Below are 12,839 nucleotides of genomic sequence, written 5' to 3'. Positions count from 1 at the left end.
GGTCATTTGCCTGCAAATTTGTCCGTCGCGCGGATCAGCCGGTCGAGGATGCCGGGCTCCGAATAGGCATGGCCGGCGCCCTCGATCAGATGGAAATCGGCCTTCGGCCAGGCCTTGTGTAGCGCCCAGGCGTAGCGCGCCGGACACGGCATGTCGTAGCGGCCATGGACGATGGTGCCGGGAATGTCCTTGAGCTTCCAGGCATCGCGCAGAAGCTGTCCCTCCTCCAGCCAGCCGGCATGGACGAAATAATGGTTCTCGATGCGAGCGAAGGCGACGGCATAGTCGTCCTCGCCAAACCTGCCGCTGGTTTCTGGTTCGGGCAGCAGCGTGATGGTTTCGCCCTCCCACAGGCTCCAGGCGCGGGCTGCTTCCAGCTGCGCCTTGCGGTCGGACCCGACCAGCCGCTTGCGGTAAGCGGCCATCATGTCGCCGCGCTCGGCCTCGGGGATCGGCGCCACGAAACGCTCCCACTTGTCGGGGAACATTTCCGAGACGCCAAACTGATAGTACCATTCGAGTTCGGCACGGGTCAGCGTGTAGATGCCGCGCACCACCAGCTCGCTGACGCGATCGGGATGCGTCTCGGCATAGGCGAGCGCCAGCGTCGAGCCCCAGGAGCCGCCGAACACCAGCCATTTATCGAAGCCGGCCATTGCGCGCAGGCGCTCGATGTCGGCGACGAGATGCCAGGTGGTGTTGGCCTCCAGCGAGGCATTCGGCGTCGATTTTCCGCAGCCGCGCTGATCGAACAGGATGACGTCATAGAGCTTTGGATCGAACAGCCGTCGATGTTTTGGCGAGATGGTGCCGCCCGGCCCGCCATGCAGGAACACGGCCGGCTTGGCGCCCTTGGTGCCGGAACGCTCCCAATAGACCGTGTGGCCGTCGCCGACATCGAGCATGCCTGAGTCGAACGGTTCGATCTCGGGATAGAGGGTACGCAAGGAAGTGCTGTGAACGGTCATAGTTTCAGGCCCTGTTGCGGCCAGTTGGCCGTTTCGTGATCGGGATGCTGGAAGGAGATGATCTGCTCCTGCCTGGCGTAATAGTCGGGATCCTGGTGGACCGGCTGGTCGAAAATAGTTTCCACCCAGGGCAGCCGGGCCGCATAGTTGACCTGGATTTGCGGCGCCAGATCCGAGCGGTCGTCGAAGGCGCCGATGGCGATCTCGAGCCCGCCGGGCTGGCGGTAGGTCAGCGGCGTGCCGCAGCGGGCGCAGAAGCCACGATCGATGTTGACCGACGACTGGAAATAGCTCGGCTCCTCATGGGTCCATTCGACACCGTCCTTGGGCACCGTCACCAGCGCGCCGAAGAACGAGCCGAACTGCTTCTGGCACATGCGGCAATGGCAGATGGACGGGCGCCCGAGCGCCCCCTTGATGCGGAAGCGCACGGCGCCGCACTGGCAGCCGCCGGTTCGGACAGTCTCGGTCATGGTCTTTCCTCCGGCGGCCATTGGTCGGTGTCGTGATCGGGATGCTGGTAGGAGACAAGCTCGGCGAGATAGGGAGCCGACCCCATATCCGCCATCGTGTCCTCGCCCGGCAGTTGCGGAATGGTGTCGACATAAGGCAGTTTTGCCTCCGTACCCCATTGAATGGTCGGCGCGATACCAGCCGGATCGTCGAAAGCGGCGATCGCCAGCGCCATGCCGTCGGGCGCCTCGAAGGTCAGCGGCGTGCCACATTCGGCGCAGAAGCCGCGCCAGGCGGCATTGGAGGAACGGAAACGCTTGGGCTCGCCGCGTGTCCAGTCGACCTTGGCGTCACGCACCGAGACCAGCGGCAGGTAGAAATTGCCGCTTGCCTTCTGGCACATCCGGCAGTGGCAGACCGACGCGTCGCCAAGCGTGCCCTCGACGCGGAAGCGCACCGCGCCGCACTGGCAGCCGCCTGAGTAGACCGGCCGGTTGTCGAGGCTCATGGCTCACTCCGGATCATGGCAGACGGCCTCGACATTGTTGCCGTCGGGATCGAAGATGAAGGCGCCGTAATAGTTCGGATGATAGTGCGGGCGCAGACCCGGTCCGCCATTGTCCTTGCCGCCGGCAGCAAGGGCCGCCGCATGGAAGGCGTCGACTTCGGCGCGGCTGCGCGCGGTGAAGGCGACATGCTGATGGGCCTTGGGCTTGTCCTTGCCTTCCTGCAGCCAGAACACCGGCCGATCGCGGCCGTAGCCACCGACCTTGGCGCCACCGGTATATTCCAGCGGCACCATGTAGAGCAGAGAAGCGCCCAGCGGCGCCATCGCCTTGTCGTAGAAAGCCTTCGAAGCGTCGAAATCGGCGACGTCGATGCCGAGATGGTCGATCATCTTTTTACCTCCCAGGTGGTGATGCGTTCGCCGGTGGCCGGATCCTTGCCGTCCTTCAATTGTACACCTTGCGCTAGAAGCTCGTCGCGGATGCGGTCGGCTTCGGCCCAGTTCTTGGCGGCGATGAGAGCGAGGCGCTTGGCGATTGCCTCGGCGACCTTGTCCTCATCCACCTTTGCCGAGGCGACATCAAAGCCGAGGAACAGCAGCGACGCCTTCAGCGCAGCGGCGGCTTCGTTGCCTTCCGCTGCCTCGCTGGCCAGTTGCGTCAAAATCTGGAAGGCGGCATAGGTGGCGAGATCGTCCGACAAGGCATCGACCACCTGTGCCGGCAGCTGCCCGACCGTCGACGCCAGATCCGCCGCGCGTTTCCATTTGCGCAGCGTGTTCTCCGCCTCCTCCAGCTTGCGCACGGAAAAGTCGATCGGCTCGCGATAGTGCGTCATCAGCATCGCCAGCCGCAGAACCTCGCCCGGCCAGCTGCGGCCGCCGAAGGTCTCGGTCTCAAGCAGCTCATGGATCGAGTAGAAATTGCCGAGGCTCTTGGACATCTTCTGCCCCTCGACCTGCAGGAAGCCGTTGTGCATCCAGACATTGGCCATGACTGATGTGCCGTGGGCGCAGCGCGACTGGGCGATCTCGTTCTCATGATGCGGGAAGATCAGGTCGAGGCCGCCGCCGTGGATGTCGAAAACCTCGCCGAGATAGGCCGCCGACATGGCCGAGCATTCGATGTGCCAGCCCGGCCGGCCCCTGCCCCATGGCGAATTCCAGCCCGGCTCTTCCGGCGAAGACAGCTTCCACAGCACGAAATCGCCGGGGTTCTTCTTGTGCGCGTCGACGGCAATGCGGGCGCCGGCCTGCTGCTCGTCGAGATTGCGCTTCGACAGTTGGCCGTAGTCCGGCATCGATGCGGTGTCGAACAGAACTTCGCCTGCGGCGACATAGGCATGGCCGCGTTGGATCAGGCTTTGAATCAAGGTGATCATGTCGGCCTTGCCGTCGGCGCGGGGCTCGACGAATTCGGTGGCGCGCGGCTCCACAGTTGGCTCCAGGCAGCCGAGCGTGGCGACGTCCCTGTGGAACTGGTCGGCGGTCTTTTCGGTCACCCGCCGGATGGCTTCGTTGAGCGACAGCTTTCCGGCGGAGATTTCGCCGCCGAAATCGCGCAGCGCACGCGCGTTGATCTTGTCGTCGACGTCGGTGATGTTGCGCACATAGGTGACATGTTCCTGCCCATAGAGATGGCGCAGCAGGCGAAACAGCACGTCGAAGACGATGACCGGCCTGGCATTGCCGATATGGGCGAAGTCGTAGACGGTCGGGCCGCAGACATACATGCGCACGTTGAGCGCATCGATCGGAACGAAATTCTCTTTCGTGCGCGTCAGCGTGTTGTAGAGGCGCAGGCCCTGCGATGCGTCGGACATTCCATGCCTTCCCGTTTCAGAACTTTTTATCTGGATGGAGCCAGCCGCGCGCCGATGCGCAAATCAGACTCCAGCCTGCTGGCCGGGGCGTTTGTCCAATCTGGGGAAAGATGAGGCGAAAACGTCCGGACCAGCGCGAGGCTAGCCAATAATGCAAATGCCACAAATGGCGAAAGACGTTTTCATGCGCGGCTTTATCGCCTCGACCAGTGTTGCCGTCAAGTCGCTGCTTCCGAGAAAAACGCCGTAAAGGTTGGCAAACGCGTCGCCCGATCACGCGGAATCAGGCAGTGAAACATTTTATTAAACATGTCGGCACAGTCATGAAACATTCGCCGGCTAGATCACCAAGCGTCACGATTTGGTCCGATTCAACGGTCAAACGCGAACACGAAAACGTTACCTGGGAAGAGAAACATGCCTCGAAGCAAGCAAGAAGCCACCCGCGCCAAGCAACCGGCGCTGGCCAGCCACTATCGCGCGATCGGCCCGGCCGCGATTGTCGCTGCCCTTCTTCACACCGCCAAGAAGAAGAAGCCGGCACCGAAGATCGTATCGCCCCGCGCAGCCTGAAGCGGTGCGCGACCGGCGCCAAAGGCGCCGGATATGAGGCGCTCATATACGCCTCGAACAGTATCCAATCCTTCGTTTGAGCATGATCTTTCCCGAAAACCGGGGGCCACTTTTCGGGATCATGCTCTAAAACAACGTCATCTGACTGTCGTCCGCGCCAGGCTTCTGGCGCCTGGCCTTCTCGGGCTCCGGCCCGATCTCGCCCCTCGCCTGAATCTCCGGGCCGGTGTTGGCGACCTTGTTGACGAGGTCGGAGACGGGGATAGCCTCGAAGAAATCGAGTTGCGCCGGCCGCAACAGGTCGGCGACATCGCGCGGCTCGAGCGTGCGGCAATCCAGCCAACGGGCGAAATCCCTGGGATCGATCACCACCGGCATCCGGTCGTGGATATGGGCGATGTCGGCATTGGCGTTGACCGTCAGGATGGCGCCGGTGTCCATTTCCGAACCGCCCGGTTCGGCATAGGTCTCGATCAGGCCGGCATAGGCGACCAGCCCGCCATGCCTGGGCCGGATCCAATAGGGTTGCCCCTTCTTGCCCCCAGTCTGCCGCCATTCGTAGAAGCCCGATGCCGGCACCAATGCACGGCGATGGCGCATGGCAGCCTTGAACGAAGCCTTTTCGATTGCGCCTTCCGAGCGCGCATTGAACAGCAGCGGAAACTCCCTTGTGTCCTTGACCCAAGCGGGAATGAGCCCCCAGCGCACCAGCATCGGCTGCCGGTCCGGCAGATTGGAGCCCGGCGCGCGCGGCGCGCCGGCGGTGGCCATCAGCACCGGCTGGGTCGGCGCGATGTTGTAGCGTGCCGGGAAATCCTCAAGCTCGGCCAAGCCCAGAAAGGCAGCGGTCTGGTCCGGCGTCGCGGTCAAGGCAAAACGTCCGCACATTGTCGATTGATGCCCTTCGAATGGTTCGGGTTGAAGGTGGCGATGGAAGCGGCGTTGCGCAACCGCTAAAGCTTCCTCATGCTGGGCGGTCCACAACAGACCCGCCATCAAGCCCGATCGGACACCATGAACGAACAGCGCAAGACACTTCCGGCCGTCTCGGTGGCCGTCGTGCGTGGTGACACCGTGCTGCTGGTCAAGCGAGCGCGGCAGCCCTCACAGGGGCTGTATGCTTTTCCGGGCGGCAAGGTCGAGGCCGGCGAAACACTGGAGGATGCGGTACGGCGCGAGTTGCTGGAAGAGACCGGCTTACGTGCCACCGGTTTCCGCCCGCTTAGGGAAATCCATATCGACGGCAGGGACGACTTACATCCAGTCGACTACCGCCTCACGGTCTTCGGCGCTGCCTATATTGGCGGCGAGGCCGTGGCCAGCGACGATGCCGAGACAGCCGCCTTCTACACGCTGCGCGAGATGGCGGCGTTGCCGCTTGCCGGTCCAGTGTTCGCGGTGGCGGAAGGTCTGCTTGGCCGATCTGCTGGTTCCCCTGAAAGCCGCTGAATTCCTCAACCGCCGCGCCGGAAACGCCTTGCAGGCGACAAATTGTTTGGCCACATAGACTTATGAGCCGCGCTCCTTTTCTTGTCGCTTTATGCCTTGCCGTCAGCACGGCCGTGGCCGTGCGGCCGGCGTTCAGTGCCGAGTCGCCGTTCGAGCCGGGGCTGATGCGGCTGGCGGAGGTTCTGGGCTCGCTGCATTTCCTGCGCAATCTGTGCGGCGAGAAGGGCGACCAATGGCGTGGCGAGATGGAAAAACTGCTCGATTCGGAAAATCCGGACCCGGAGCGTCGCGCCGGCTTCATCGCCAGCTTCAATCGCGGCTATCGTTCCTTCGGTGGCACCTATACGCAGTGCACTGCTTCGGCCACCGAAGCCATCAGCCGCTACATGAAGGAAGGCGAGACGCTGTCGCGCGATATCGCCTCGCGCTACGGAAACTAGGCATCCGTCAACAGATATCCGGCCCGTCGCTGGCCATGTCGATCAAATCCGGCTTGTACCGGTCTGTGTCTTGGTGCAATCCTGATGTTGCGCTTCTGCAACAGCGTTAATCAAACGTTACCGCGCGAATGCGAAATTAACTCAAACTGAAGGTTTTCGCCCCGCAGGCCGGTCTAATCGGCTAAGTTTGATCCGGGTTGAAACGCAGCTTCGCCAAATGCAGCCGCCTCTGTAAAAGACGATCAAAAAAATGTCGTATTTACAGATACTTACTTGAGGCTGCGTGTAACGGAACAGATCAAGCCTGATCCGCACGGATGGATCGCCGCTTGAAAGGGTGGACATCGCTTATGGAACAAGCTGCCAACGACATCGACGCGCTGGTCAGGGAAGAGAAGCGCCTGACGGCGGTGGAGAGCCACAGCGAAGCCTGGGCGGAAGGCCTTTCGGCCGGCATCGAGCCCGAGATCATTGCCGAGGCGGCGCTTGAGACCGCATTCGGTGAAATGCTGCGCGCCAACGGCGAGACATCGGCCCTTGCCCTGCTCGACCGCATGCGTGAAAAGGTGATTGCTGGCGCCTTCGAACCCGAGCGGCTGCGGCACTGAACCGATATCCGGTTCTTTGACGATCGAGTGCCGTTTGGGCATCATGCCCGGGAGCCAAGGAGATACGGGCAGTGAATTTTCCGATGTCAGGCGGGCCGAAGGGCCTGGTCCTCTACATCCGCCTCGCCACTTGCTGTGCCACGATTGCCTTTGTGACGTGCCTGGCAAGCAGCCCGGCCTATGCGCTGAGCGAGATCCAGCGCGAAGAGCTTCCCTCGCCTGTCACACCGTCGACGAATGACGACATTTCGCCCGGCGGCGCGATTCCCATGCCTGACCCGGCGGGAACGCCGCCTTCGACCGGCCAGCAGCCGACCGCTCCGGACGCCGCGGAGCCCGAGAGCCCATCCGATGGCGGCACCAACAGGCCGCGAGTCGATCCCGAAGCGCCCTTGCCCGAGGTGGTCTACGATCTCAGCAAGCTGCCCGAGCCCGTGCGGCGCATGCATGATTTGATCATCGAAGCCTGCAAGAGCGGCGACATCGAAAAGCTCCGGCCCTTGATCGGCAAGGGCGACAGCATGACCCAGCTGTCGCTGGCCGACATCGACGGCGACGCCATCGCCTTCCTCAAAGGGCTGTCCGGCGACCCTGACGGCCAGGAGATCCTGGCCATCCTGGAGGAAGTGCTCAGCGCCGGCTATGTCCATGTCGACGCCGGAACACCGCAGGAACTCTATGTCTGGCCGTATTTCTTCGCGCTGCCGCTGGACAAGCTCGACGCCAAGCAGCGGGTCGAACTGTTCAAGATCGTCACCGCAGGCGATTTCGACGACATGAAGCAGTTCGGCGCCTATATTTTCTATCGCGTCGGCATCACGCCCGCCGGGCAGTGGACATTTTTCGTCGCGGGAGATTGAGCGGGCTTACCTCCGCAAGGGAGAGTAAGGAAGGCTAAGCCGACAAAGCCTCGGAAAACTCCACTGCCCTGCCCTGGCCCGGAGTGACGATCTCGCCTTCCCACATCACGCGCCGGCCGCGAATGATGGTGCCGATTGGCCAACCGATGACCTGCTTGCCGTCATAGGGCGTCCAGCCGGCCTTCGAGCCGGCCTGCGCATTGGTGATGGTTTCGCGCCGCTTCATGTTGACGATGGTGAAATCGGCGTCGTAGCCGGCGGCGATGCGGCCTTTTCTGGCCATACCGAAGATACGCTGCGGGCCGTGGCTGGAGAGATCGACGAAACGCTGCAGGGTCAGCCGGCCGGCGTTGACGTGGTCGAGCATGATGGGCACCAGCGTCTGTACCCCGGTCATACCCGAGGGCGAGGCCGGATAGGGTTTTGCCTTTTCGGCCAGCGTGTGCGGTGCGTGATCGGAGCCGAGCACGTCGACAATGCCTTGCGCGATGCCGTGCCAGACGCCGTCGCGGTGGCGGGAGGCGCGCACCGGCGGGTTCATCTGGATCAACGTGCCGAGCCTGAGATAATCGTCGGCGCTCAGCGTCAGGTGGTGGGGTGTCGCCTCGCAGGTCGCGACATCCTTGTGCTGTTCGAGGAACAGGATTTCCTCGGCGGTCGAGATGTGCAGAACATGGATACGGGCGCGAGCGTCGCGCGCGATGCGCACCAGGCGTTCGGTGCAGCGCAAGGCGGCGATCTCGTCGCGCCAGACCGGATGCGATGACGGGTCGCCCTCGATGCGTTCGCCAAGGCGCTCGCGCAGACGGAACTCATCCTCGGAATGAAAGGCGGCACGGCGGCGGGTGTTTCGCAGGATCGAGGCGACGCCTTCGTCATCTTCGACCAGCAGGTCGCCGGTGGACGAGCCCATGAAAACCTTTATTCCCGCCGCACCCGGCAACCGCTCGAGCTCGCCGACATCCCCGGCGTTGTCGCGGGTGCCGCCGACCCAGAACGCGAAATCGCAATGCATGCGGCCGGTGCCGCGCCGAACCTTGTCGGCCAGCGTTGCCTCGCTGGTGGTCAATGGATTGGTGTTGGGCATCTCGAACACGGCGGTGACGCCGCCAAGCACCGCCGCCCGCGAGCCCGTTTCCAAATCTTCCTTGTGCTCCGGGCCCGGCTCGCGAAAATGCACCTGGCTGTCGATGACGCCCGGCAGGATGTGCAGACCGCGGCAGTCTATCACCTCGCCGGCCGAGGCCTGGCGGAGATCGCCTATTGCGGCGATGCGCCCACTCTTCACGCCGATGTCACGTGGCCCCTCGCCGTCATGGTTGACCACTGTGCCGCCTGTCAGGATGAGGTCGTAGGTCATGGCCATGCTCTCTTGCGGGGGAGTGTCAGCGGCTTACGTAATGGCCAACCGTTTTGCAAGATCAGGCTTTTATCCTCCCCATGCCCTTTGCCCTGCTGAAAGACCGCGCGCTCATTTCCGTCTCCGGCCCGGATGCCGAGCACTTTCTGCAAAACATCCTGACCACCGATCTCGATACGCTCGGCGCCGGCGAAGCCAAGCCCGGCGCGCTGTTGACGCCGCAAGGCAAGATCCTGTTCGACTTCCTGATCTCGCGCGCCGGTGAAAATGCCTTCCGGTTGGAATGCCGGGCCGACATTTCAGATGATTTCATTCGCCGGCTGACGCTCTACAAGCTTCGCGCCAAGGTCGAGATTGCCAAGTCGGAACAGGCGCTTGTCACTGTTGCGTGGGGAAAAGAGTCAATCGCCTCAGAGAATGATTCAACCGCGCTTGCCGACAGGCGCTTTCGCGATGAAAGCGTCACGCGAACCTATGCCGACACTGCGGACGCAGGCGACATCGCCGCATGGCAGGCCTTCCGCATCGCGCACGGTATTGCTCAAAGCGGCGCCGACTACGCGTTGGGCGACGCCTTCCCGCATGACGTGCTTCTCGACGAGACCGGCGGCGTCGGCTTCAGGAAGGGCTGCTATGTCGGCCAGGAAGTGGTCTCGCGCATGCAGCATCGTGGCACGGCGCGGCGGCGTGTGCTGATCGTCCGAGCCGAGCTTCCCCTGCCGGCTTCCGGCACCGAACTCACCGTCGAGGGACGGGCGGTCGGCACGCTCGGCTCGAGTGCCGGCACAACCGGGCTTGCCATTGCCCGCATCGATAGAGTCAAGGCGGCGCTGGACGCCGGCCAGCCGATCCTGGCCGGTGATGTGCCGGTGACGGTGGCCATTCCCGCCTGGGCCAAATTCAGCTTTCCGCAGGAAACCGTCAGCGCGGAGGAAGCCTGATGGCGGCAGACCGCACCGGTGCGCCGCCACGCGCCTGGCAGCGCATGCTGTCCGGCCGCCGGCTCGACCTGCTCGACCCCTCGCCGCTCGACATCGAGATTTCGGATATTGCCCATGGGCTCGCCCGCGTTGCCCGCTGGAACGGCCAGACCAGCGGCGAGCATGCGTTCTCGGTCGCCCAGCATTCGCTGCTGGTCGAGTCGCTGTTCAACGATCTGGTGCCACAGGCTTCGGCCACCGATCGGCTCGCGGCTCTGCTGCACGATGCGCCTGAATATGTCATCGGCGACATGATCTCACCGTTCAAGTCGGTGATGGGCGGCAGCTACAAGGACTGCGAGTTGCGCCTGCAGCGCGCCATCCATCTGCGCTTTTCGCTGCCTGCCGAACCGGCGCGGCGCTGCGCAGGGACATCAAGCGCGCCGACCAGATCGCCGCCTATTTCGAGGCGACTCTGCTTGCCGGCTTCTCAACCGCAGAGGCGACCGAATTCTTCGGCCGTCCGCGCGGTTTTTCCGCCGAGCGCTTCGACTTCACGCCACGCTCGGTAACCTGGGCGCAGAACGCATTCCTGAAGCGATTTTCGGCGATCGAGAAGTCGCGGCACCCAGTTGCGACGTCGGCGGTAGGGTAGAGAACGCTAAATTAACCGGAAACGGCAACAGTGTGGTGTTCGATCACACCGCAGGCGCGCCTCATGCCCGTCGTGGATGTCAAGGATGGTTCGATCGTCCCCGAGCGGGCGCCCGAAGGCGTGGAGCGCCCGCGACGTATGGAAGACGAACTGCGCGACCAGAACGAACGCTTTTCAGCCGCTGTCGAGAACATGTCGCATGGCCTGTGCATGTTCGACGCCGACGAGCGCATGATCATCTGCAACGGCAACTACCTCAACATCTTCTGCCTCGACGCCAAGCTGGTACGACCGGGCATCCGCTTCCTCGACATCCTGCGGCACAGCGTCGACATCGGCATCGCCTCGCAAAGCGCCGAAGAACTCTATGCCATCCGCAAACCCTATATCGACCAGGCGAAGCCCTCGACCTACGAAGAGACGCTGTCGGATGGTCGCATCATCAACATCTCGCATCGCCCGCTGGCCCTGGGCGGCTGGGTCTCGATCTACGAGGACATCACCGAACAGCGGCGCGCCGAGCAGGATCTCAAGGAGCAGCATCGCCGTTTCGACGCCGCACTCGCCAACATGTCGCAAGGCCTGCTGATGTACGACGCCGACGGCAAGATGATCGTGCGCAACCGGCGTTTTCTGGAGCTCTATAACGTCACCGCGGCGGACTTTCCGCTCGGAACGACGCACCGCGACGCGCTCGAAAAATTGCTGGAACTCGGCATCTATCAGCAGATCGACGTCGACAGCGAGGTCGCCAAGACCGAAGCCTGCCTGTTGGCGGCAAAACCGCATTCGGCCTATCGCTATCTTACCGACGGCAGGACGGTTCTGGTCACACGCCAGCCGATGAGCGGCGGTGGCTGGGTGGTGACTTTCGACGACGTCACCGAACGTCGCCGCACCGAAGAGCGCATGATCCATCTTGCACATCATGACACGCTGACCGGACTGCCCAACCGCTCGATGTTCCGCGAACGGCTCGACCTTGCGCTGGAGGAGGCGGCGGCCACACCGTTGGCGATCTTCTCGCTCGATCTCGACCGCTTCAAGGCGATCAACGACACCTGGGGACATCCTGCCGGCGACTGGCTGTTGAAGAGCGTGGCCGAGAGGCTGCAGCGTTGTGTGCGCAATGAAACAGACATCGTCGCCCGCTTCGGCGGCGACGAGTTCGTCGTCATGCAGTTCAATTCCAGGGGCATTGCCGATGCTGAAAAACTGGCGAAGCGCATCGTCGAGGCAATCGCAAAACCATTTCGCGACAAGAGCCGGGACATGCATGTCGGCATCAGCCTAGGCATTGCCGTTTTCCCCGAAGACGGCAGGGACGTCGATACGCTGCTGAAAAATGCCGATACGGCGCTCTATCGGGCGAAGAGCGAAGGGCGCAACCTGTATCGCTTCTTCGAACCCGCAATGGACGCCATAGTCCAGGCCCGCCGGGCGCTCGAGGTCGACCTAGAGGCGGCGCTGCCGCGCCAGGAGTTCGATCTCGATTTCCAGCCCATCATGAACATCGCTTCCGGCGAGATCATCGGCGCGGAGGCCTTGATGCGTTGGCATTCGCCAGCGCGCGGCACGGTCGCGCCGGACGCGTTCATTCCGGTCGCCGAAGAAACAGGGCTGATCGTGCCGCTTGGCGAGTGGGCGCTGAGGAAAGCCTGCGCAGCGGCGGCAAGCTGGCCTCCGGGCTTGCGCATCGCGGTCAATGTCTCGGCCGTGCAGCTCAAAAGCGGTGGGTTTGCCCGCAGCGTCATCTCGGCTCTGGCCTTTTCCGGCGTGCCGGCCGGACAGCTGGAACTGGAAATCACCGAAACCGTGCTGATGGACGAAAGCAAAGCCGTGTTGAAGACGCTGCGCCAGCTGCGCGATCTCGGCATCCGCATCGCGCTGGACGATTTCGGCACCGGCTATTCCTCGCTCGGCTATCTCAGGCGTTTCCCGGTCGACAAGATCAAGATCGATCGCTCCTTCATTCACGACATGGGCAATCGCGACACGGCGGCGATCGTTCGCACCATTATCGGGCTCGGTACCGAGCTTGGCATTGTCGTCACTGCCGAAGGCGTCGAGACCGAGGTGCAACTTGACATGCTGCGCGACAATGGTTGTGCCGAGGCGCAAGGCTATCTGATCGGCGTGCCGTCGAAGGCTACGGACATCCAGCGCCTGCTGAAGTCGCGTGCGCTGCACAGCCACGCCGGCTGATTCGTCCGAGGGCGCCCTGC

At 63.1% G+C, this 12,839-nt stretch carries 14 protein-coding genes and 1 pseudogene; 8 read left to right on the top strand and 7 right to left on the bottom strand.

Annotation, left to right across the window (positions count from 1 at the left end; translation table 11 throughout):
• Positions 1 to 2 precede the first annotated feature (2 nt).
• The 5 genes from pip to cysS are packed head-to-tail and all read right to left on the bottom strand — an operon-like array spanning position 3 to position 3,749.
• Positions 3 to 968 carry a prolyl aminopeptidase gene (gene pip, locus HB778_RS25105; protein ID WP_183457836.1) on the bottom strand — a complete coding sequence of 322 codons (966 nt, stop codon included), beginning with the start codon at positions 966 to 968 and terminating at the stop codon, positions 3 to 5.
• Positions 965 to 1,441 carry a GFA family protein gene (locus tag HB778_RS25100; RefSeq protein ID WP_183457834.1) on the bottom strand — a complete coding sequence of 159 codons (477 nt, stop codon included), beginning with the start codon at positions 1,439 to 1,441 and terminating at the stop codon, positions 965 to 967. The genes pip and HB778_RS25100 overlap by 4 nt, the downstream gene beginning before the upstream one ends.
• Positions 1,438 to 1,929, bottom strand: coding sequence for a GFA family protein (locus HB778_RS25095; protein WP_183457832.1), 492 nt, complete (start codon positions 1,927 to 1,929; stop codon positions 1,438 to 1,440). The genes HB778_RS25100 and HB778_RS25095 overlap by 4 nt, the downstream gene beginning before the upstream one ends.
• A 3-nt stretch (positions 1,930 to 1,932) precedes the next feature.
• Positions 1,933 to 2,319 carry a VOC family protein gene (locus HB778_RS25090; RefSeq protein WP_183457830.1) on the bottom strand — a complete coding sequence of 129 codons (387 nt, stop codon included), beginning with the start codon at positions 2,317 to 2,319 and terminating at the stop codon, positions 1,933 to 1,935.
• Entirely contained in the window at positions 2,316 to 3,749 is a 1,434-nt protein-coding gene (gene cysS, locus HB778_RS25085) for a cysteine--tRNA ligase (RefSeq protein WP_183457828.1), read from the bottom strand. The genes HB778_RS25090 and cysS overlap by 4 nt, the downstream gene beginning before the upstream one ends.
• A gap of 417 nt (positions 3,750 to 4,166) precedes the next feature.
• On the opposite strand from cysS, the gene HB778_RS25080 reads away from it, so the two are divergent.
• Complete coding sequence (locus HB778_RS25080; protein ID WP_095203266.1) at positions 4,167 to 4,322, top strand: hypothetical protein; 156 nt, start codon at positions 4,167 to 4,169, stop codon at positions 4,320 to 4,322.
• A 126-nt stretch (positions 4,323 to 4,448) separates the two neighbouring features.
• Here the strand turns inward: HB778_RS25080 and HB778_RS25075 are convergent, their stop codons facing one another.
• Entirely contained in the window at positions 4,449 to 5,210 is a 762-nt protein-coding gene (locus HB778_RS25075; RefSeq protein WP_183457826.1) for an SOS response-associated peptidase, read from the bottom strand.
• Positions 5,211 to 5,336: 126 nt separating this feature from the next.
• Between HB778_RS25075 and HB778_RS25070 the strand changes: the two genes are divergently transcribed.
• The 4 genes from HB778_RS25070 to HB778_RS25055 all read left to right on the top strand — a co-directional run bounded on the left by HB778_RS25070 (position 5,337) and on the right by HB778_RS25055 (position 7,679).
• Positions 5,337 to 5,771, top strand: a complete 435-nt coding sequence (locus HB778_RS25070) for an NUDIX hydrolase (RefSeq protein WP_183457824.1) — start codon at positions 5,337 to 5,339, stop codon at positions 5,769 to 5,771.
• A 62-nt stretch (positions 5,772 to 5,833) separates the two neighbouring features.
• Positions 5,834 to 6,211, top strand: a complete 378-nt coding sequence (locus HB778_RS25065) for a TIGR02301 family protein (protein ID WP_183457822.1) — start codon at positions 5,834 to 5,836, stop codon at positions 6,209 to 6,211.
• Positions 6,212 to 6,561: 350 nt separating this feature from the next.
• Positions 6,562 to 6,819, top strand: a complete 258-nt coding sequence (locus HB778_RS25060; RefSeq protein WP_095203263.1) for a hypothetical protein — start codon at positions 6,562 to 6,564, stop codon at positions 6,817 to 6,819.
• Positions 6,820 to 6,890: 71 nt separating this feature from the next.
• Positions 6,891 to 7,679: a hypothetical protein gene (locus HB778_RS25055; protein ID WP_183457820.1), complete on the top strand. Its 789-nt coding sequence runs from the start codon at positions 6,891 to 6,893 to the stop codon at positions 7,677 to 7,679.
• A gap of 34 nt (positions 7,680 to 7,713) precedes the next feature.
• Here HB778_RS25055 and HB778_RS25050 read toward each other — a convergent pair whose 3' ends face one another.
• On the bottom strand, positions 7,714 to 9,045 hold the full coding sequence (locus tag HB778_RS25050; RefSeq protein ID WP_183457818.1) for a dihydroorotase: 1,332 nt from the start codon (positions 9,043 to 9,045) through the stop codon (positions 7,714 to 7,716).
• Between the two features lie 74 nt (positions 9,046 to 9,119).
• Here HB778_RS25050 and HB778_RS25045 point away from each other — a divergent pair, with 74 nt between their 5' ends.
• From HB778_RS25045 to HB778_RS25035, 3 genes and pseudogenes are all read left to right on the top strand, one after another.
• A complete protein-coding gene (locus tag HB778_RS25045) occupies positions 9,120 to 9,980 on the top strand; it encodes a YgfZ/GcvT domain-containing protein (protein WP_183457816.1) in 861 nt (286 codons plus the stop codon).
• Positions 9,977 to 10,614, top strand: a pseudogene (locus HB778_RS25040) (hydrolase). Before HB778_RS25045 ends, HB778_RS25040 begins: the two are co-directional and overlap by 4 nt.
• 63 nt (positions 10,615 to 10,677) lie before the next feature.
• Complete coding sequence (locus HB778_RS25035; protein ID WP_183457814.1) at positions 10,678 to 12,819, top strand: putative bifunctional diguanylate cyclase/phosphodiesterase; 2,142 nt, start codon at positions 10,678 to 10,680, stop codon at positions 12,817 to 12,819.
• Positions 12,820 to 12,839: the final 20 nt, after the last annotated feature.

Origin of the sequence: Mesorhizobium huakuii, assembly GCF_014189455.1 — a bacterium.
Taxonomy (GTDB): Bacteria; Pseudomonadota; Alphaproteobacteria; order Rhizobiales; family Rhizobiaceae; genus Mesorhizobium; species Mesorhizobium huakuii_A.
This window is presented reverse-complemented; position numbering and strand designations above follow the sequence as displayed.